The organism is Mesorhizobium sp. P2_D5, from assembly GCF_056404355.1.
The window spans coordinates 501,083-520,699 of the sequence record NZ_JBFUEE010000005.1; the positions used below are offsets into that span (position 1 = coordinate 501,083).

At 60.1% G+C, this 19,617-nt stretch carries 19 protein-coding genes; 18 read left to right on the top strand and 1 reads right to left on the bottom strand.

Features of this window, described 5'->3' with window-relative positions; genetic code table 11:
- The first annotated feature begins 34 nt into the window (after nt 1-34).
- On the top strand, nt 35-202 hold the full coding sequence (locus AC1DYW_RS23795) for a hypothetical protein (protein WP_167392245.1): 168 nt from the start codon (nt 35-37) through the stop codon (nt 200-202).
- 400 nt (nt 203-602) lie between these two features.
- Here AC1DYW_RS23795 and AC1DYW_RS23800 read toward each other — a convergent pair whose 3' ends face one another.
- Nucleotides 603-2,318 carry a hypothetical protein gene (locus tag AC1DYW_RS23800; protein WP_477227810.1) on the bottom strand — a complete coding sequence of 572 codons (1,716 nt, stop codon included), beginning with the start codon at nt 2,316-2,318 and terminating at the stop codon, nt 603-605.
- A gap of 125 nt (nt 2,319-2,443) precedes the next feature.
- Between AC1DYW_RS23800 and AC1DYW_RS23805 the strand changes: the two genes are divergently transcribed.
- From AC1DYW_RS23805 to AC1DYW_RS23885, 17 genes are all read left to right on the top strand, one after another.
- Nucleotides 2,444-2,755, top strand: a complete 312-nt coding sequence (locus tag AC1DYW_RS23805) for a hypothetical protein (protein ID WP_477227811.1) — start codon at nt 2,444-2,446, stop codon at nt 2,753-2,755.
- A 128-nt stretch (nt 2,756-2,883) separates the two neighbouring features.
- Nucleotides 2,884-3,684, top strand: coding sequence for a hypothetical protein (locus AC1DYW_RS23810; protein ID WP_477227812.1), 801 nt, complete (start codon nt 2,884-2,886; stop codon nt 3,682-3,684).
- Between the two features lie 505 nt (nt 3,685-4,189).
- Complete coding sequence (locus tag AC1DYW_RS23815) at nt 4,190-4,588, top strand: hypothetical protein (protein ID WP_477227813.1); 399 nt, start codon at nt 4,190-4,192, stop codon at nt 4,586-4,588.
- A 187-nt stretch (nt 4,589-4,775) separates the two neighbouring features.
- Entirely contained in the window at nt 4,776-5,651 is an 876-nt protein-coding gene (locus AC1DYW_RS23820; RefSeq protein WP_477227814.1) for a peptidyl-prolyl cis-trans isomerase, read from the top strand.
- Nucleotides 5,648-6,694 carry a HupE/UreJ family protein gene (locus AC1DYW_RS23825; protein ID WP_477227815.1) on the top strand — a complete coding sequence of 349 codons (1,047 nt, stop codon included), beginning with the start codon at nt 5,648-5,650 and terminating at the stop codon, nt 6,692-6,694. The genes AC1DYW_RS23820 and AC1DYW_RS23825 overlap by 4 nt, the downstream gene beginning before the upstream one ends.
- 9 nt (nt 6,695-6,703) lie before the next feature.
- Nucleotides 6,704-7,471 carry a hypothetical protein gene (locus AC1DYW_RS23830; protein ID WP_477227816.1) on the top strand — a complete coding sequence of 256 codons (768 nt, stop codon included), beginning with the start codon at nt 6,704-6,706 and terminating at the stop codon, nt 7,469-7,471.
- On the top strand, nt 7,468-9,402 hold the full coding sequence (locus tag AC1DYW_RS23835; RefSeq protein ID WP_477227817.1) for a DUF3604 domain-containing protein: 1,935 nt from the start codon (nt 7,468-7,470) through the stop codon (nt 9,400-9,402). The genes AC1DYW_RS23830 and AC1DYW_RS23835 overlap by 4 nt, the downstream gene beginning before the upstream one ends.
- Before the next feature lie 242 nt (nt 9,403-9,644).
- Nucleotides 9,645-10,238 carry a hypothetical protein gene (locus tag AC1DYW_RS23840; protein WP_477227818.1) on the top strand — a complete coding sequence of 198 codons (594 nt, stop codon included), beginning with the start codon at nt 9,645-9,647 and terminating at the stop codon, nt 10,236-10,238.
- 405 nt (nt 10,239-10,643) lie between these two features.
- Nucleotides 10,644-11,099: a hypothetical protein gene (locus tag AC1DYW_RS23845; protein WP_477227819.1), complete on the top strand. Its 456-nt coding sequence runs from the start codon at nt 10,644-10,646 to the stop codon at nt 11,097-11,099.
- Nucleotides 11,100-11,407: 308 nt separating this feature from the next.
- Complete coding sequence (locus AC1DYW_RS23850; RefSeq protein ID WP_477227840.1) at nt 11,408-12,376, top strand: ABC transporter substrate-binding protein; 969 nt, start codon at nt 11,408-11,410, stop codon at nt 12,374-12,376.
- Nucleotides 12,377-12,390: 14 nt separating this feature from the next.
- Nucleotides 12,391-13,104 carry a L,D-transpeptidase gene (locus AC1DYW_RS23855; RefSeq protein ID WP_457155380.1) on the top strand — a complete coding sequence of 238 codons (714 nt, stop codon included), beginning with the start codon at nt 12,391-12,393 and terminating at the stop codon, nt 13,102-13,104.
- 25 nt (nt 13,105-13,129) lie between these two features.
- On the top strand, nt 13,130-13,456 hold the full coding sequence (locus AC1DYW_RS23860; RefSeq protein ID WP_095089179.1) for a hypothetical protein: 327 nt from the start codon (nt 13,130-13,132) through the stop codon (nt 13,454-13,456).
- Nucleotides 13,457-13,909: 453 nt separating this feature from the next.
- The gene (locus AC1DYW_RS23865; RefSeq protein WP_477227820.1) at nt 13,910-15,415 is read left to right on the top strand and encodes an arylsulfatase B; all 1,506 of its coding nucleotides are present in this window, start codon (nt 13,910-13,912) and stop codon (nt 15,413-15,415) included.
- A gap of 265 nt (nt 15,416-15,680) precedes the next feature.
- Nucleotides 15,681-15,869, top strand: a complete 189-nt coding sequence (locus AC1DYW_RS23870) for a hypothetical protein (RefSeq protein ID WP_477227821.1) — start codon at nt 15,681-15,683, stop codon at nt 15,867-15,869.
- Nucleotides 15,870-16,232: 363 nt separating this feature from the next.
- Nucleotides 16,233-16,688, top strand: a complete 456-nt coding sequence (locus AC1DYW_RS23875) for a hypothetical protein (protein WP_457154948.1) — start codon at nt 16,233-16,235, stop codon at nt 16,686-16,688.
- On the top strand, nt 16,681-17,913 hold the full coding sequence (locus AC1DYW_RS23880) for an HlyD family secretion protein (RefSeq protein WP_477227822.1): 1,233 nt from the start codon (nt 16,681-16,683) through the stop codon (nt 17,911-17,913). Before AC1DYW_RS23875 ends, AC1DYW_RS23880 begins: the two co-directional genes overlap by 8 nt.
- 326 nt (nt 17,914-18,239) lie before the next feature.
- The coding region (locus AC1DYW_RS23885; protein ID WP_477227823.1) for a DUF3300 domain-containing protein at nt 18,240-19,617 on the top strand (1,378 nt) is incomplete at its 3' end.

Below are 19,617 nucleotides of genomic sequence, written 5' to 3' on the forward strand. Positions count from 1 at the left end.
TCCACCGCACCGGCCATTTCCGAAGGCCGGAAGGATGACCGACAAGCCGGTGCCGACCTATGTTGTGAGCGTGTTCGAGAAACCTCACTGGCGCACAGTCTTGTCAACGAAGGACAAGGAGAAGGCCTTCGCTTTGGCCAAGGAAATCGGGGACAAGGTGCGAATTGAAGAGATTGCGCCGAAGGTCAAGAAGGGGCGCTGACGGTCTACCCAAGGCCATCCTGATGGAAGCCCGAAACCCGATCGATGAAAAGCCCGCCACGGGAGCGACCCGCGGCGGGCTTTCGGAGTGGCTACATCCCTAAGGAATCGACCGCTTGTAGTTGTATTGTGAACTGCATGATCGCGTTAGCCTATGGTGTGATCGCGGAAGCCTTGGGCTTAAGCGTTGCCGCGTCGGATGTCGCGCGGATCTGCCGATAGCGGTTGGAAACCCTTGCTCTGGACCGCGCCTGGCGTCCCGCTAGGAAAAACAGTGCCTCCTACGTGAAGCTACATCGCGAGCCAGGCGTGGCAGGTGTTGATCTAAGGCCGCATTGCGCCACTAGCGGGCATTCCGACTGCATGAGTTGCCGTACTCGCCAACATCGCAGAATTTGCCCTCAATCCGCCACGCTGAAGCCGGCCTTCCGCAGTGAACGGACGAAAATCTCGACGTCTTGCGAACGGGCCAGGCGCATCGCAACCACGTGGCGCATGTTCTTCGTCCAAGCCGGTTGATTTTGCTCCAGCCAGTCACGCTCGCGATCAGCCTCGATCTTGTAGCCTCCTTCGCTCAGAACGGCAGCCGCAACAATATGATAGATCGGGTTCGATCGGACCGGCGATTTCTTGATCCACATAACCGCCTGCGAGTAATCGCCGCTGAAATAAGAGCAAAGAGCCAGATCCACCTCATAGTAGCCCAACGAACGCGGATTTTTTTGGCGCGCCTCCGTTATCAACGCGCAGCCGTCATGCCAATTTCCGGAGACCGCCAGGCGCTGTCCGTATTCGCCCATGAACTCGGTATCGTTGGGATTGATCGCCAAACCCCGCTTGCCCACTCCCAATGCCAGGTTCATTTCCTTGCTGAAATAGAGTGCAAGCATTTCTCCCTGAAGCCCTCGTAAGTTGAGGGGGTCGACTTCCACCGCCTGCCTTGCGGCTGCCAGGGCGCGCTCCAGTACGGCGGCGGACGATGTGGCGTCGGTGGGAAACTCGAATCGATAGTCATCGATGTAGACAAGCGAAAGAAGACCCCAGGCGGTGGCGTAATTCGGGAAGCGCCGTACGGCCTTCTCGAGGCATGCACGCACGGATGCACGGGTGTCGGGGCTGAGCTCGACCCGATATGCATAGAAAGACAGCGTGCAGGAATATGCTGCCCAATCTTCGGGCGGATTGTCGACGTGGAGATTGGCGTCCGCCTGGAAGATGACGCCATAGGTTTGAGCCAAGCTCGTCGACACATTCCGCGCGATGTCTGCCTGAGCTCCGACAAGGTCCGCGACTTTCATCCGCCCATTATAACTGTCTGCCCACAGAACCGAACCGTCGGGTCGGTTGATCAATCTCACTCGAAGCAGAAAGGTATCGACCGACAGGCTGACACTTCCGGCGAGGACAAATCGTGGTGGCGAGGTCGACGCATCGCCGTCGTTAGGCGCCGACTCCATGACCACAATATCCTTGAACTTCGAAAGCTGGCTGACAATCTCCTGCTTCAATCCGCTCGCAATTGCTGCCGCCGCGGCGGTACCGGTCAGATCTTCAAACGGCTCAACAAGCACGCGGGGCGTTTCCGGCGCGCTTGACCTGACAGTCACCCACGACCACGCCAATACCGATGCTCCAGCCGCAAGAATGGCTGCAAACACTGCCGGCAGCAGGAACGCAATCCGCCCGACCGGAGAGTGGGTGATTGATTGAGAAACTATGGGCACCTGCGGCTGCGCCAACGAAGCCGGCGAACGAAGCGAGAAGATAGGAACATAACCACCCTTGGGAATCGTGATCAGGATTGGGTCTGTATGTCCGGCTGTCAGATAGTATCGCTCGAGCGCACGCCTGAGGTGGCCAGCCTCGATGCGAACGATCGGATCCGTCTGCGGGTCGAACGCCTCGCCGCGACCAAACACTTCCACTGCAATCGAATAGGCCTTGATACGGTCGCCTCGTCCCGACAAAGCCTCTTCCACCACATGGCTGAGGAAGCGGCGCTCGCGGCTGGTGGCATCGAAGTCCGCACTGTCGAGGATAAGGGCAAGTTGGGCGCGACAAGCCTCTACAGGGGGCTCGTGCTCCCTTGGTGCCGGCGTTTCCGCCTGGATCGCCATGTCCTCACTTGATCCCTTGCAACCGCCGGTTTTTGTTGTCGCTCGGTTACATGCTTATCCACGTAACTTACCTCCCGCTGCCCTTTCTTTGCAATACGATCGCGTCAGGTCGATGAACTGGCGTCATGAGCACAAGAGACGGATCGTCTGACAGGCACCGAGCGGTCTCGGCGGCAGTGCGCCGATACCCCCAGTTTGAATTGACGATCCATCGGCTGATGGACCGAAGCGAGAGTTTTCGCGATATTTGCGAGGAACTCGCGGATGCAGAGTTAGCGCTTTCGAAGGTCGACCACCAGGCCCCGCCGGCATTGCGCGAGGCCAGACGAGCCGAATGGCAGGAATTGATAGATCGCCTGGTTGGAGAGGTGGGAGCAGCAGTGCTGAATACCGATGCCGCCCGCAAATCGGGTATCAACCCGTGGCCGGCACGGTGAACAGCCATGAATCGCCATGCCGACAGCGCGGGAAGCATGCCGAGGGACGGTTTTCGCACCGTCAGGCACTCTCGTTTCCCAAGCAACAAATCCGCAAACGACGGCCAGCCTCAGGAGGGGACCCTGACATGATGACCTTATATCGGACACAAGCCCTGGGTTGTGCTGTCCTTTCCTTCCTTTGGCTCGCCCATCCTGCTGGAGCCGCGGATGCGGTTTCACCCATGACGCCGGAGCTGAAGCCAGTCGTGACCGAACAGGGATGGACGTTCTCCGTTGCGCCGTATTTCTGGGCGGCCGGGATGTCGGGAGACGTGGCGCAGTTTGGCCTGCCCACTGTCGAGGTCGACTCGAGTTTTAGCGACATCCTGAAGAATCTCGACTTCGCGGCCATGGCCGTCGCCGAGGCTCGCTACGACCGCTACAGCATTTTCGGCGACCTCATGTATGTAAAACTGTCGGGAGAAAGTGGCACGCCGAGAGGCGTCGTTGCCAACAGTGTCGAGGTCTCGTCACAGACATTTTCAGGGCTGGTCGGAGCTGGCTATTCGATCCTCCAGAGTGACGCCGGTCGTCTCGATTTCGTCGGCGCCATGAGGGTTTGGTCCGTTGACACCGACCTCGACTTCCATGGCGGTATCCTTGACGGCGTATCCGGCAGCGACGGAGCGACCTGGGTGGACGGCCTGGTTGGCGTTCGCGCGAACTACTCGCTCACGCCTGAAGTCTATCTGACGGGCTGGGGCATGGTTGGTGCAGGCAGCGCCAATGTCGACTGGGATGTCGCCGCCGCACTGGGCTACCGGTTCAACGAGCGCTTTTCGGCGGTCGCCGGCTACCGCGCGCTCGGCGTCAACTACCGCAATGACGGCTTCGTCTTCGATGTCGTCCAGCAAGGACCCATCATGGGACTCATCATGCGTTTCTAGATCCAGGATCTGCATCAACGACAACAGGGAGGAAGTGATGACAACAAGATTCCGCAACTGCGCCGTCCTGGCCTTGGCTTTGGCCACTTTCGTACAGGTTGATGCGGTCTCCGTGGTCACACAGGGATCGATTTCATCTCAAGCGCTGGCCCGCGTTGGCCATCCTCTTACGCCCGGCAGTGCGGCGGGCGTCGCGCGGCGCACAACCCGGCGAACCATCCGCAGAACCAGCGTCTACGTAGCCAGTCTACCGGCCGGTTGCGTCAAGACTTCGGTCAACGGGACGACAATCTGGCATTGCGGCGCGAAATATTATCAGCACACGGGGTCGAGGTACGTGGTCGTCCATATCAACTGATTGGAGCGCGGATGGCCGCTAGCCAGACCTGCCCGACAGCAGGTCGGCCTGGGCGACACGATCGTCCAGGCAACGACCGGTCGCGGGTCGTGCGCTCGGATACTGCCAGCATCAATCGGCGGGCCTAGTTATGGACAAGGTCAACAAATGAGCGCGACACGAAATTTATTCTTGATTGTAATCGCGGCGGTCGAAGCGGCGACAGGTCTCGGTCTTCTTTTGCTGCCCTCCGTTCCGTTCGCACTCCTGCTTGGATTGGAAAGCTACAGCGTTGACGCGTTTTTTGTCGGCCGCATTGCGGGCGCGGCGTTGCTTGCCATAGGGGTCGCAAGCTGGATGGCGAGGAAAGACGAGTCAAATCCTTCACTATTGGGATTGCTCATTGGCATTCTGATTTACAACACTGCCGTATCAATTCTCCTCGTCTACGCGGCCGCAGTCCTAGAGATGACCGGCGTCATGCTGTGGCCCACGGTTGCATTTCACGCACTTCTTGCCGTCTGGGGTGGTCTGCTTCTGCGGGGCTTCCGAGCGAAACTCCGCTAGGTCCGCAAGATGCCGCGCTCGCCCGGCACATCTACGCTTTCGCGTCCCGCAACGACGACGGCCCAGTAGCGCGATTACATGCTTACCCCACGTAACTTACATTCCGGCGCCAGCTCTTTGGGGCCTACTATCCATAAGCAATGCTTGCAAGCGAGAAGGCTACCGTGGCCGGAGCGGAGGAAAGCGTATGACGTTCCTAAGGGAGCCTCTGCTGCATTTTGCCGTTTTCGGCGCGGTCGTGTTTGGCGGCTATTCCTGGCTGAACGACAGGCATGTCGAAACAACGGCCGCGGAGCCGGTCCGTATCGGCGAAGGCGACGTGCGGTGGCTCAAGCAGACCTGGTCGAGCCAATGGCTGCGCGAGCCAACCGCCGATGAACTCAAGGGTCTTGTCGACGATCTGCTGAATGAGAAGGTGATGGCGCGCGAAGCGCAGGAGATGGGCCTCGAGAAGGACGACACCATCATCCGCCGCCGCTTGGCGCAAAAGCTCAAATTCCTTGTCGAGGACACGGCCCAGCTTGCCGAGCCAACCGAAGCGGAACTGCGGCAGTTCTATGCCGCCAACCCTGCACACTTCGAGACGCCCGGAAAACTGTCGTTCCGACAGGTCTACTTCAACCCGGAACATCGCAAGGACGCCGCGGCGGACGCGGCCGCGGCGCTGGGTGCGCTGACAACGAATGTCGAGGACGATTCGACCGAGGGCGACCAGCTGCTGTTCGGCGACAGCTTTGCCGATACTGACGAACATGCGCTGTCCGGAATGTTCGGTGCCGATTTTGCGCGCGAGGTGTTTGCACTTGAACCGGGCGGGTGGCGCGGTCCGGTGAAATCCGGCTATGGCCTTCATCTGGTCCTCGTCACGCAGCGCACGGCGACCGCGCCGAAGCCCTTCGAGACCGTGACAGATGCCGTGCTGGCTGAGTGGCGCTCCGCGAAGCAGACCGAACTGAGCAAAGAGTATCTGGTCGAGCTGCGCAACAAGTACGGCGTCGAGCTTGACGACAGTACGAAAGCGGCACTGGGGTCAGGGCCTGCAACGAACGTGGCCGCACAATGAGACGGCTGGCCAAGTGGCCCGACTTCGTGCGTGGAGGCCGCTCCGCGGTGGAGTGCGTTCGACTGGTCCTGCTGACGGCAGCCATTGCTGCGCTGTTCTGCGAAGCTGCCTACTCCCACGAGGTGCGCCCCGCCTATCTCAGCTTGAAGGAGGAGGCGCCGAACGAGTTCAGCGTTCTGTTCAAAACGCCGATGCAGGGCAATGCGCGACTGGCGCTGTCGGCACTCTTTTCCGGCAAGATCGAGACGGTGACGCCGATCATCTCGCATCCGACCGGGGATGCCATGGTGCAGACCTGGCGCATGCGCACGCTGGAGCCGCTCCCAGGCCAGAACGTTGTGATCGACGGGTTGCAGAACAGCATGACCGACGCGCTGGTCCACGTGGTGTTCGCGAACGGCGACAGCTGGACGGCGCGGCTTACCCCCAGCGAGCCGTCTGCAGCCATCCCGGCGTCGCAGAGCGCCTGGGCGGTGTTCGTCACCTACGTCCGTCACGGCATCGAGCACATCGCCTTCGGCTTCGATCATCTGCTGTTCGTCACCGGGCTGATGCTGATCGTGCGCGACTGGCGCAAGCTGGTGAAAGCGATCACCGCCTTCACCGCTGCTCACTCAATCACCTTGAGCTGCGCCACCCTTGGATGGCTGACGCTGCCGTCGCGGCCGGTGGAAGCGATGATCGCCATCAGCATCGTCATGGTCGCCGCCGAGGTTGTGCGGATGGAGCGCGGGCTGCTCAGCCTGGCCATTGTGAGGCCGTGGATGGTGGCCTTCGTTTTCGGGCTGCTGCACGGCTTCGGCTTTGCCGGCGCGCTGGTCGAGCTCGGCCTGCCGCAGGGCGACATTCCGCTGGCGCTGCTGGCCTTCAATATCGGCGTCGAGCTTGGGCAACTGGCGTTCATCGCCGTCCTGCTGACCGCGGTTTGTTCGCTGATGCGGTTCGTCATGATCCCGCGGCAGGCGATCGTCGCGTCGGCCTATGCCATCGGGATCATCGCGGCATTCTGGAGCGTCCTGCGGCTGGACGCGATGTTCTTGTAGGAGGAGCAAATGGGACCCGCCGCAAGACTGCCGCGCCTGAGGGGCCGGAAACTAGCACGCGCGGCGCTTGCCGCGTCTTTAATGGCTGCTGCTCCGGTCTCCGAAGGACGCACTTGCGGCTATGATAGTCCGCAAACGGTTTCGCAGGGCTTCCTGAATTGGCTCTATCCGGATTCACTCTACGTCGTCGGCGCGATATCGAGGGAGGTGGCGGCGGGACGGCTGCCGCTGGCGAACTTCGATCAGACCGGACCAGATCTGTTCGGACACAGATTCAAGCTGACGGCAACGACGCTGGAGCAATTCGGCGACATGCTCCGCTCGGCATCGCCGGGCCCCTCCCAGGCTTCGGTCTCTCTGGTCGTCGTTGAGCCGATCCTGTGGACGCGCTTCGATCAGGGTACTGACGGCTTGCGCACAACGGTTCATGTCTCGGGGGCACAGCCCGGGGATCTGGTCATAGTTGCCGGCGAAGCCGTAATAGCAGAAATCGCGGCACGGCGATTGACCTTCGGACAGGCTGTTGAGCGCGGCGTGGCGCGTCTCTATGGGCCGGCGTCGCAGATCGCCCAATTCCTGCTCAGTTATTCGGATGTCGGCGCAACCGACAGTGCTGTCGAATTATCTCAGAAACAGGCCGTTCCGCCGGTACGCCCGGCGGCCGGCTCACCCCATTTCGCTCCGGTGCAATCGCACCCGGTTGGCATCGCGCCGGCCGAACTCGGACGCACACCTGACCACACCGAGATTTCATTCCATGAGGGGGAGAGACAATGATCCGGAGACCGCTGACAATTACAAGTCTTGTATTGCTTGCCGTCTGCACAGGCTCCGTCGCGCGGGCCCAGGATGCCGGCACCTATACCGTCGAGGAAGCGGGGCAAGCCATCAAGGCCCGGCCCTACTCACCTTATGCCGGACGCAATTTCCCGACGCGGCCGCTGTTTGGCGACACGCATTTGCACACGGCCCTGTCCTTCGACGCTGGAGCAGCCGGCGCCAGGCTCGGACCGCGTGAGGCATACAAATTTGCGAAGGGCGAAGAGGTCATTTCCTCGACCGGACAGCCGGCCAGGCTGTCGCGTCCGCTCGACTTCCTGGTCGTCGCGGATCACTCCGACAATATGGGATGGTTCACCGATTTCATGGCCGGAAAGCCGGAGATCCTGCAGAACGCGCAGGCCCGCGAGTGGTATGACATGATACAGTCGGGGCACGCTGGGGAAGCGGCGTGGTCCATCGTCATGACCTTCTCGCAAGGCAAATTTCCGCCTGACATCATCTACCAGCCGGGCAACCCCGCCTATCGGTCGGTGTGGCAGAGCATCATCTCGGCAGCCGAGGAAGCCAACGATCCGGGGCGCTTCACCGCTTTCATCGGGTTCGAATGGACGTCGCTGTCCAAGGGCAACAATCTCCACCGCAACGTCATCTTCCGCGATGGAGCCGAAAAGGCCGGTCTCGTCGAGCCATACACGACGCAACCGCCCGTCGGCAGCAACAACCCGCGCGACCTGTGGAAATGGCTGCGGAACTATCAGGACAAGACCGGCGGCGATGTGCTTGCCATCGCCCACAATGGCAATCTGAGCAATGGCGAGATGTTCCCGATCATCGAGCCGGTCACGGGCAAGGAGATCGATCGCGAATACGCCGAGCAGCGCGCCCAGTGGGAGGTGCTTTACGAGACCACCCAGATGAAGGGCGACGGCGAGAGCCACCCCTTCCTTTCCCCCAATGACGAATTCGCCAATTTCGAGAAATGGGACAAGGGCAATCTTGACCTCAGCGTGAAGAAGACGCCGGACATGCTGGAGTTCGAGTATACGCGCTCGGCGCTCAAGAACGGGCTGAAGCTGGAAGCCAAGCTCGGGGTCAATCCCTACAAGTTCGGCCTGGTCGGCAGCACGGATTCGCACACGGGCCTCTCCACTGCCGACGACGACAACTTTTTCGGGAAGATATCGACCGGCGAGCCAAGCCCGGAACGCTGGTCGCACCCCTTCATGGCGAACCCCAAGCTCGGGCTCAAGATCCTGGGCTGGGAGACAACTGCGTCGGGTTATGCCGCCGTCTGGGCGCAGGAGAACACACGCGCATCGATCTTCGACGCCATGAAACGGCGCGAGACCTATGCCACGACCGGGCCGCGGATGGCAGTTCGGTTCTTTGGCGGTTTCGATTTCGTCGAAGCCGACGCCAATACCCGCAGCCCGGCCATCGCCGGTTACACCAAGGGCGTGCCGATGGGCGGCGACCTCAAGCAGGCGCCCGCGGGCAAGGTGCCGACCTTCCTGGTTGCGGCATTGAAGGATCCGATCGGCGCCAATCTCGACCGCTATCAGATCGTCAAAGGTTGGCTGGACGCCGCCGGCGAGGTGCATGAACAGGTCTACGATGTCGCCTGGTCTGGCGACCGCAAGCCGGGCACCGACGGCAAGCTGCCGCCGGTTGGCGACACGGTCGACGTAGCCAATGCCACATGGACCAACACGATCGGAGCGCCAGAGCTCAGTGCAGTATGGAAGGACCCCAATTTCGATCCGTCCCAGCGGGCTTTCTACTATGGCCGCGTGATTGAGATCCCGACGCCGCGCTGGCCCGCCTATGACGCGAAATACTTTGGCATCAAGATGTCGCCGGATGTGACCATGACCACGCAGGAACGAGCCTACACATCGCCGATCTGGTACACGCCAGCCGGCTAACCAGCCTCCGCGCGAGTGGAGGCACAAGGGGCTCGGCGCCCCCTTTCAGCGCGGCGAGCGCGTCGCCAGACGGGAGAACGCGAGCGACCAAACGGTGCGAGGTGGCGGACTGGGGTTGAGACCATCACCCGGCAAAGGTTGGAAGCCGATGCTGCGCGTCTACGTGGCGACCCGTGGTTCGAAGCGAGGGGGTGGCCGAGGGGAGATCGAACTGGTGAAATGACCTCCGAGCAACGCCCAGGATGAGCACGGCAGTGACGATCCACAAAACGGACATTCATGAGCAAGAACGGCAAACAAGGGAAGGCAAGACCATGCGAATCTTCACGACACTTATCGCGGCAGTAGCACTTTCGTCTGCGACGGCGGCATACGCACAAACACAAAATCCGCTTCCCAAGGCCAGCGATGTGCTTGTCCGATACGGGGACGACGTCGAGGGCTGGACGATCTATACAAATCAAACGCGCGGAGATTGCTTGATCGTGCGCCAAGATGGGCCAAGTTCAGTACAAATGGGCGTTACCGCAAATCAGGAGGTCGGGTATCTTGGCGTGTTCACGAAGGTGGATATCGGTCTTAAGAACGGTACCAAGTCGGACATCTTCGTCTCCATCGACGGCCATCTCTATAAGGGTGTGGCCACCAGCACGAGCGGCGAACTCAAGGGCGGATATTCTGGCGGCTACATCTTGACCGACGATCCGAAGTTCAAGCGCGACGTGGCGAAGAAATATAAGATGACCGTATTTCCGGAAACCAAGGGGGCCTTTGTCGTCGATCTGAAGGGGACGTTCAAAGCAATGGCAGTGGGCCGGAAATGCCTGAAGCACTGACCGCCCGCCAGGCAAAATTCCCACCCATCTCGGCCATTGGCTGCTGCCAGCAGACACAGTCTTAACGCAGAACGCCAGGTTTCGAGATCGCCGCGGCCGGGGGCGGCCGCTCCCCGGTCCATCGGCCGGCGGGGGTGGGGGATCGCCTTGTGGGCCCCTTTCAGGCGCGCCGGAACGACACCCCTCGTTCGCAGTTCGGGACCACTATGGAAACGTCCGGGACATCGAGAGATCGAGCGACCACTGCCGTCCCGATGGAATTCCGGAATTAGCCGGCGGTCAAACGTTCGGAGCCGCTTCAGGCAATTTGCAGGTGTCTGGAACAAATTTGCATCGACGACGTTTCCTATCGCTAATGACGACGTTTCGCACAGGGTAAACATTGCCACCAGCGAGGACGCGATCATGAGAGTCCCGTCAGGCATAGCGACCTCCCTCGTCGCAACTTTTGTACTTGCGAGTTCTGTTCCCGTTGATGCCGCGCCGGTCTTCGTGCCCAGGGCACAAAGCGCTCAGTCCGATGTCATCCAAATTCGGGACGGCTGGTACAGGGGTTATCGCGGCTACCGCCACTACCACCGGCACAACGACTTCTGGGCCCCGGGCGGCGCATTTGTCGCCGGCGCGCTGCTCGGCAGCATGATTGCCAACAGCAACGGCTACTACGGCGGGTACTACGGAGGCGGTGACTATTACGGGGGTCCGTACTACGGCGATCCGTATTATGTCGATCGGTATGATGTCGATCCGTACTATGGCGATCCGCATTACCACGACCGATACTACGGCGATGGGTATCACTCAGACAGATACTATCGCCGATGTTCGCCCAGGGAAGCCGATTCCGGTAATTGTTACTAGCGATCGATCGTCATGGGCAGGGCGACGCCCTTCGACTGATTTCCATGTGATCGGCACAGTTTAAGATTAAGCCGCCGATGCGAGTCGTTTGAACGGCCTCGTAGTCAAAAAGTTACCCCGCCCTCCACGTAACTTACGTTCCGCTCCCGGCTCCATCCGGTAGTCTCGGGAGAAGACGAACCAATCAACGGGATGGAAAGCCGGCTGGCAGACAAAAGCGGTTCCGGCGGTGGTGTGCCGGTTGCGTGGCGGATCGGGAGTCCTCCCGTTGCCGCTGCGGTTCATGTCAGGTCCGCGGGGAGGGAAAAATGGACAGTCGATTTCGGCGACATCTGCTGAAAGTGTCGCTGGCGGCACTGACGATGCTGGCGGTGCATGGCCGGTCCCTTGCGGCTGACCTCCTCATTGCAATGCCGAACTGGCCATCGGGCCAGGCCGCGGCCAATATCATCAAGTACGGATTGAAGGAAAAACTCAATCTGGACGCCGACGTGCGCGAGATGGGCTCCATGACCGCATTCGCCGGGATGGATACCGGGGAGGTCGACGTCTATCCGGAAGTCTGGCTTCCCAATCTCGATTCACTCGTCAAGAAATACGTCGACGGGCGCAAGACCGTGGACCTCAGTCCCAGGGGTGTGTCGGCTACGCAGGGCATCTGCGTGACGCGCGAGACGGCTGACAAATATGGCGTCAAGGACATTTCAGATCTGGCCGATCCCAAAAAAGCGGCCGTGTTCGATACCGACGGCGACGGCAAGGGCGAAATGTGGATTGGCGCGTTGGGCTGGTCGTCGACGAGCATCGAGAAGATCCGGGCCAAGAGCTACGGCTATGAAAAAACGATGACGCTCCTTCAGATGCCGGAAGACATGGCAATGGCCGCAGTCGATGCGGCCGCGGCAACGGGGCAACCGATGGCATTCTACTGCTACAGTCCGCACCATATGTTCAAGCTCCATGATATCGTCCAGTTGACCGAACCGAAATACGATCCGGCCAAGTGGCACATCGTCATGCCGAGCGACGACCCTGACTGGCTTACAAAATCTGAGGCGCCGGTGGCGTGGGACGCATCCCATTTCTACATCGGGTTTGCCTCATCGATGGCCAAGCGCCTGCCGAAAGTGGCGGCCTTCCTCTCTCATGTCGACTTCAGCTCAGACGAGGTCACCGAAATGAGCTACGCATTGCAGGTCGATCGGCAAGATCCCGCCAAGTACGCGCAGGCCTGGGTTGCAAAGCATCAAGACCGGCTTAGCGCCTGGTCGAAGTAGAGGCAGGGACGACCATGACCTTTTCGCTAGCAAACCGGTCCGTCACTTCGAAAAGCAATGATCGCAGATTGGCTGGCCGCTGCCTCGTTCTCGGCGCCGCGCTTGTCATGACCGCGATCGGCGCGACACTGGCGTATGCCGCTCAGACACAGGTGTTCGATCCGCAGACACATAAGTGGGTCGACTACGACAAGAAGAAAGCGCGAAAATACTACGCAGCCCACAAGGAGGTGCCCGAGGCATTTCGCCCGCAGATGGTCCAATTCCGCACCGCTGAGGTGCCCGGTACGATCATCATCGATGGCAACAAGCATTTTCTCTATCTTGTGCAGCCGGGTCAGCAGGCCATGCGCTACGGCATCGGCGTCGGCCGGGAAGGCTTTGGATGGGCCGGTATCGTGCGCGTCGGCCGCATGGCGGAATGGCCGACCTGGACGCCCCCGGTCGAAATGGTCGCTCGTGATCCGAACGCGGTCAAATATGCGGCAGGCATGCCGGGAGGTCCCGACAATCCGCTCGGCGCCAGGGCGCTCTATCTCTACGAGGGCGATCAGGACACGATCTACCGGATACACGGCACGCCGGAGCCCTGGACGATCGGGCTCGACGTGTCATCAGGGTGCATCCGGATGCGGAACGACGACATCACCGACTTGGCGTCCCGCGTCAAGGTCGGAGCCAAGGTCATCGTTCTGATGCAGGGGGCGGCCCTTTACAAGGGCGTTTGAAGCGGCATTCGGAGAGGGACAAGCAATGTCGGAAAAACGTGCAGTGAGAAGATCAATCCTGGTTGTAGCTCTTGGATTCATTACGCAGAGCTTGAACGCTTGCACCAGCACGCCGCCGCCTGCTCCGGAGCAGATGTCGAGGACGCAGGTTGAGACGGCTCCGGCGGATCTGCAGCTTCTTTGCGCCAACGCGGTCGCCAAGTCGAGCGGCGTCAACAGCGCCAAGATACTTCCGATCTCCTCGAGCAAGATCGATTCCAAAACTTATCAGGTCGAGCTCGATGCCGGCGGCAAGAAGACAAGCTGCCTCGTGGACACCGACGGCAACGTGAAATCTGTTGAGCCGGTTTGATTGCCTTTAGTCGAATTCGAATGTCTGAGTTCAGGTGCGGGCCACCGTTTTCCCCTCGACGTTCGGGAGGTCATGTCGCGGCGCCAGCTTTCCTGCCCACGCCCAGTCGGTCGATGATCAGCATTCAACTGTGCGGCGTGGTCCCCCGCGCCGGCGGTTTCGCGCGACCCGTCACGATCTTGCGCCAAAGGGATAGCTGCACATTATATTAGACGTAGCTTATGGTCCCGCGAGATCGATGCCCACGCAGGGCTGGTGGGGACTATGGATAGAGAAGACCTAATCGGACAAGTGCGCTTAGGACATCCAACGGCCTGTCGGGGCTCTGCTGCAGTGTGGCGCGTCCTGACCGCTGCCCTGCCGCTTTGGGTACCGGGGAAATGATCGGCGCCAGCATATTTGGCGCGCAGGGTTTTGAACGCATGATTTGGTTTAGCAGAGCAGGGGCAAAACATGAGCAACGATCGAGACTTCCCGGCTGAAGCCGGCATCAGCAATAAAATCACGCGGCGAGACGCATTAATGGCCGGCACGGCGGCAGCGGCGTCGCGACTGGCTACACCGGTTGGCCTTTCGGGCGCACTCGCCGGCCTTGCAGGGGTTCAGCCTGCAGCCGCCCAGTCCGCGCGGCCCAACATCGTCTACGTCGTCGCTGACGACATGGGCTGGGGGGATGCCGGCTTCAACGGTTCCGATATCAAGACGCCAAACCTCGACAAGCTTGCCGAGGGCGGAGCTCGCTTCGACCAGTTCTACGCCCTGCCTATGTGCACACCAACGCGCGCGGCATTAATGACCGGCCGCTATCCTCTGCGATACGGACTACAGACGGGCGTCATACCGGCAGCGGGCACCTACGGGCTTCCGGTCGACGAGTATCTCTTGCCGCAGGTTCTGAAAGACGCCGGCTACAAGACGGCCATGGTCGGCAAATGGCATCTCGGCCATGCCAAGCCAGAGTTCTGGCCGCGGCAGCGCGGGTTCGACTATTTCTACGGCGCGCTGGTCGGAGAGATCGACCACTTTAAGCATTCCTCCCACGGCGTGAAGGACTGGTATCGCAACAACAAGCCGCTCAACGAAACCGGCTTCGACAACACGCTGTTCGGCAACGAGGCCGTGCGAGTTGTCGAGCGCCACGAGGGCAAGAGCCCGCTATTCCTCTACCTGGCCTTCACCGCGCCGCACACGCCCTTCCAGGCGCCGCAGGAGTATCTCGACCGCTTCAAGGGCATCGCAGACGAGAACCGGCGCAAATATGCAGCGATGATCTCGGTGATGGACGACGGCGTCGGCAAGGTGGTTGCGGCGCTCGAAAAGAAAGGCATGCGCGACAACACCATCATCGTCTTCCACAGCGACAATGGTGGCGTGAAAGACTCGCTGTTTGCTGGCGATTCGAAAGTCGGGGGCACACTGCCCGCCAGCAACGGACCTTATCGTGGCGGCAAGGGCACACTCTACGAGGGTGGCACCAGGGTCGCCGCCTTCGCCAACTGGCCGGGCAAGATCAAGCCGGGCGTTGTCGACGGCATGGTCCACGTTACGGACATGTATCCCACGCTTGCCGCCGTCGCCGAAGCCAAGCTGGAGAAGAACAAGCCACTGGACGGCATGAATGTCTGGGACGCCCTGAGCGAGGGAAAGCCGTCTCCCCGCGCCGAAGTGGTCTACAACGTCGATCCTCTGGCCGGAGCCGTTCGCAAAGGCGACTGGAAGCTTGTGTGGAAGGCCTCACTGCCGCCGAAGGCGGAGCTTTTCAACCTCGCCGACGACAAATCCGAAGCTCACGATCTCGCCGCGGTGAACCCGGACAGGATGAAGGAGCTGCAAGGGCGCATCGTCGAACTGGCAGGCGAGATGGCCCCGCCGCAACTGCTTATGGAAGCAGTGCGGCTGACCTTCTTCGCGCCACCGGTAACGGCCGATCCATCGACACTGCTCAGCTTGGGGGACTGACGGCGGGCCGTTCGAGGTGCTGGTGCGCGAGATAGGCGCCTACAACTGCCGGCACCTTGCGGTGGTTTTGCAAGAAGGCCGAAAGACGTAAATAATCAATAAGATGCTGGGTCGTCTAGGCATCTAGGCATGACCGGGCAGCGAGGCATAAATAATGCACCCGAACGCGCCAAATCCCGATCACGCTCTTCCGCGCTCGACCATGATTGATGCCGCACTTCGAATTGGGCTGATAGCCTTGCTGGTCTACGCCTGCGGAAGGATCATGTTGCCTTTTGCCGGCATCCTGCTCTGGTCGGTGATCCTGGCGGTGATGCTGAATCCGGTGCATCAGCGCCTGGCCGCTCGGGTCGGCAATCGGTGGTCGGCGCTGCTGATAGGGCTGGTCAGCGTTGCGGTGATGCTGGTGCCGATGGTCACAGTGGTGACGTCGCTTGGGTATGAGACGACATGACGCCTCGCGAAGGGGAATACGCCGTCAAACTTCTGCTCTCTCGAAACGGAACCGAGTCGATTGTCACGCTAAGCAATGGTGCCGCACTTCGGGTGTTGAATATTGTCCCCGGTCGTGATGCCGGAGATGAGTTCGACCACATATCAACCAACATTGCAGACGCGCATGCGGACTGCGAGAGCGACTTTTCTATGCGTCGGAGGTGCGCGAGATTGCGACCGAAGACGGAACCGTGCTGTTTCGCTCAACAACTACTGAAATTTCAAACTGACCCACTACCCGTCCCTCCAAACCATCGACAGGCAATCTGGAGAATGGTACCTTGGCTGGGCTGGCCGTGAGAGTCTTTGTGGGAGAGCCGAAATGGCGGACACGATACATCCTGCGGCGATCGAGCATTTGCCGATCTTCGTCACTGCGCCCGGCCAGACCGATTGGCTGTTCAATGTGGTCGTCGTCCTGATTTTGGCAATGATCCTCATCATCGGCAATCTGTACTTTCAACTCCATGCCCTTCCGGAACGAATGGCGCATGGATCGAAAAAAGTGCAAATGGAGATTGTGGCTGTCCTTTGTCTGATCTCGCTTTTCACCCACAATCATCTTTTCTGGATCGCGGGTCTGTTGCTGGCGTTCATCGAGCTGCCGGATTTCAAGACGCCGATGTCTTCAATTGCACGCTCGCTCGAGAAACTGTCCGGACGCGATCCCGCCGCCGAGGAGCGGGCGGAGGAGCAGGGGGAAGAGCAGGCGATGGTGCAGCCTGGTCCCGAGCAGAAAATCGACACCGCGCGCATGGATGCTCTGAGCCATGTTTGAGCTAATTCTCTGTTCGTTGCTCACGGTCTTTCCGGACTATCTTTTCCGCCGTTATGTGCAAGGCAAGCGTATCGGGCGCGAGATCAACCTCTATACGATGTGGTACGAGTTGCGCTGGGGCATCACGGCGTGCCTGGTGCTGACCGTTTCGTTGATCACCCTCATTTTTTACTATCATCCTTCGACGACAAACGTCTCGGCGATATTCCGCACCGTTACCATCCTTCCCCAAACCACCGGCCGTGTTGCCGAGGTGTTCGTTGACGTTGGCATAAATGCAAAGGTCAAGGCTGGTGATCCGCTCTTTCGGCTTGACAGTTCCGAGCAGGAAGCCGCGCTCGAGACAGCAAAGCGCCAAATAGCCGAAGCCGACGCCGAGGCCACGGTGGCGCAAACGGACCTTGCAGCGGCGGATGGGCTCATCCAGCAGGCGCAAAGCGCCTACCAGCAGGCCCTGGACGAACTGGAAATGAAGCAGCAGCTGGTGAAAAAGGACGTCGTTTCGGTTCGGGAGGTCGAGCGGCTGCAAAACGCCGTGGATGGCCGCAAGGGTGGTCTTGATGCTGCTGTCGCAAGCAAGCGTACCCTCCAAACGAAAATAGCCTCGCTGCTGCCCGCCCAGAAGGCCAGTGCGGAGGCAGCACTTGCGCAGGCACAGGTCGAACTGGATAAAACCCTGGTTCGGGCCGGCGTCGCCGGAACCGTCCAGCAGTTCACGCTTCGGCCCGGCGATGTCGTAAACGCAATGGTGCGGCCCGCCGGCATCCTGGTCCCGGAAGACGCCGGACGTGGCGCCCTAATTGCCGGCTTTGGCCAGATCGAGGCGCAGGTGATGAAACAGGGGATGATCGCCGAGGCCACATGCGTCGGCAAGCCGTTTACGATCCTTCCCATGGTCGTGACCCAGGTACAGGATGTCATCGCTGCCGGACAAATCCGGCCGACAGATCAGCTTGTCGACGTTCAACAGCTTTCGAAGGGTGGGACGCTCACCGTCTTCCTCGAGCCGCTCTTCCCTGGGGAGCTCGACGGCCTGCCGCCGGGCAGCAGTTGCATTGCCAACGCATACACCAACAACCACGACGCGCTCGCGGCAAAGGACATCGGCACGCTCAATTGGGTGTTCCTGCATGTGGTGGACACCGTAGCTATCGTGCATGCCATGATCCTTCGAATTCAGGCATTGTTGCTGCCCGTCCAGACTCTCGTGCTGGGTGGCCACTGAAGGATTGTTCGAGCAGACCGTGACGAGCGCGCTGCCGATTGCAATCGATCTGATGGAGGAGAAATGGAACTCCGCCATCTTGTCAAAGGCTTGGCTTTGCTTGGCCTCTGCCCTCTTTGCGCCAAGCGGCACCGCTCCGCAGGCTCGCGCCCCGATGCGCTAACCAGCGAGGTTCGCAAGTGAAGGGTCGCACACGTAGCATACAGTTACTTACATTGCCCCTCGGCAGGTAATGCGCCAACATAACGCCAAGGCATGATCACTCGCCCGGACTCGGCGACAGAACATCGCTGACAACCAGGTTCACATACCTTGGAGGGACGGCAATGGAGATCAAGTTTCCGCGTTGGCCTGTTGGGACTGTGGCCATACTGACGTTCTTGATCTGCTCGGGTCCGCCCTCTTTCGCGATTGCTCAGGATCAAGCCGCTGCTACAGCCAGCGCAGCGGCTACCCCGGCGCCCGAACCGCTCGACGAGGATGAACTCGAAGTTCTGGTAGCGCGAATAGCGCTCTATCCCGATGAACTTGTCGCGGTGATTTCCGAAGCGTCGCTTTATCCATTGCAGATCGTGGAAGCGAACCGGTTTTTGGATCAGGTCGCCAAGAAGCCAGGCCTGAAACCGAAGGAGAGCTGGGACGGAAGCGTCATCTCACTGCTCAACTATCCCGACATCGTCAAAATGATGAACGACGATCTGGAGTGGACCCAGGCGCTTGGCGACGCACTGACGTATCAGCAAAAAGACGTTCTGGTCGCCATTCAGCAGTTGCGCGACACGGCTGTCGCCAAAGGCGTGATCAAGTCGGATGACAAGATCAAGGTTGTCGAGGAGAACGACAATGTCGTCATCCAGTCCGCGAGCGCAGACACGATCTACGTTCCACGGTATGAGCCGCAAATGCTCTATACCACCGACTATCCGGTCGCTCCGATCTCCTATTATCCAGACTCCTACCCAAGTTATTATTACCCCACTGCGCCCTATTTCGCGGCCTTCGTGACAGGCGCCGTCTGGGCAGCGGCAGTGGATTGGGATGACTGGGGTGTGTCAGGAGGCCGCTGGAACGGCAACGATATCGATATCGACTGCAACGATTGCTTCAACAACAGAAACGGCAAGGTCAATTTCAACGACGTCGACTGGAAAAACGTCGACCGTTCGAAAATAAATTTCGACAAGAACCAATTCGCCAACATCGACAAATCGAAGATCAGCAATCGGGTCAAGTCCGACGATCGCAACAATATGCGCAACAAGGCGTCCGATCTAAAAAGGGACCGAGCGAGCACGCTTGCCGGAAAGTCCGGCAAGGTGAAGGACGTCCGCCAACGCGAAATCAGAGAGGGCTTGAAAAACCGCCCCCCGGCGTCGAGGCAGGATTTCAAAAAGCCAACCAACAACAATCAGATTGCCGGGGCACGAAAGAATGATCGCCCTGCAGCCAAGGCGTCAGGGAGGATCGATCGCCCGGTTGGCAAGCCGAGGCCGGCAGCGAGAGTGGACAACAGGCCGAGGAATCCTTCGGGTCTTGGCAACGTCAGCTCCGGAAAACGTCAGCAAATTTCCTCCAACCGCGGTGCGAGGAGCATGGGAGGTGGAATTCGTAGCGGCGGCGGTGGCGGCAACAAAATGATCAGGCACGGCGGTGGCAGGCAGGGCRGCGGCGGGCGCGGCGGCGGCGGGCGCGGCGGTGGCGGGC